This is a genomic window from Actinoallomurus acaciae (genome assembly GCF_042429965.1).
Lineage (GTDB): Bacteria > Actinomycetota > Actinomycetes > Streptosporangiales > Streptosporangiaceae > Actinoallomurus > Actinoallomurus acaciae.
This window is the reverse complement of record NZ_JBHLZP010001177.1, coordinates 1-876: the sequence shown is the minus strand read 5'-3', so window position 1 is coordinate 876 and position 876 is coordinate 1. Positions and strand designations below refer to the sequence as shown.

At 45.1% G+C, this 876-nt stretch carries 2 protein-coding genes; both read right to left on the bottom strand.

What is annotated here, in order from left to right; all coding sequences use genetic code 11:
• Positions 1-490: 490 nt before the first annotated feature.
• A complete protein-coding gene (locus tag ACFFNX_RS51460) occupies positions 491-622 on the bottom strand; it encodes a colicin release lysis protein (RefSeq protein ID WP_071525901.1) in 132 nt (43 codons plus the stop codon).
• A gap of 11 nt (positions 623-633) precedes the next feature.
• Positions 634-876 (bottom strand): hypothetical protein (locus ACFFNX_RS51455; protein ID WP_378213820.1); only part of this gene is annotated, 243 nt, incomplete at its 5' end.

The window sequence follows — 876 nt, the reverse complement described above, 5'->3', positions numbered from 1 at the left end:
GCTCCCTCGTGCGCTCTCCTGTTCCGACCCTGCCGCTTACCGGATACCTGTCCGCCTTTCTCCCTTCGGGAAGCGTGGCGCTTTCTCATAGCTCACGCTGTTGGTATCTCAGTTCGGTGTAGGTCGTTCGCTCCAAGCTGGGCTGTGTGCACGAACCCCCCGTTCAGCCCGACCGCTGCGCCTTATCCGGTAACTATCGTCTCGAGTCCAACCCGGTAAGACACGACTTAACGCCACTGGCAGCAGCCACTGGTAGAGGATGTACAAGAAATTGCTGATACGTAGTTCTTGAAGTGAAGGACCGACTGCGGCTACACTGAAAGGACAGATTTGGTGGCAGCGGTCTTGTACACCCTGTTACCTCGGGTTAGAAAGCCTGAGAAACTTCTAACCTTCGAAAGAACCCACGCCTGAGAACGTGGGTTTTTTCGTTTACAGGCAGCAGATTACGCGTAGAAAAAAAGGATCTCAAGAAGATCCTTTAATCTTTTTACCTAATTTCGATTCCAGTAGCTGCTGAGCTAGAAGATGGCGCAACAGTCCCTCCTTGAACATCCCTGATATAATTTGCCTGACAGCCGGGCAATATTAAAATTAGCGCACAAAAAACCAAACCACGCATAGAATTGTATTTTATCTCCTCATAACAATGATCATATCAATTGATAACAAACCATTTAACTTTATTTTCTCAGGAAATAAAAGTGACGGATCGTTATCAACAATACTTTGTATTTCTCTATACAGTTTTTTACAGTCTAATGATGAGTTTTCCGCCAATGAGTTTAACAAAACAACATCTGGAGGCTCAATATCTTTAACACCTGTATTTCCTGTTGTTATCGATAATTTACAAACTCCCTTCCCATTAAAGTT

Excerpts from the sequence above, each read along its gene's own strand:
- ACFFNX_RS51460 (WP_071525901.1), bottom strand. The coding sequence starts at position 622 with ATGCGTGGTTTGGTTTTTTGTGCGCTAATTTTAATATTGCCCGGCTGT.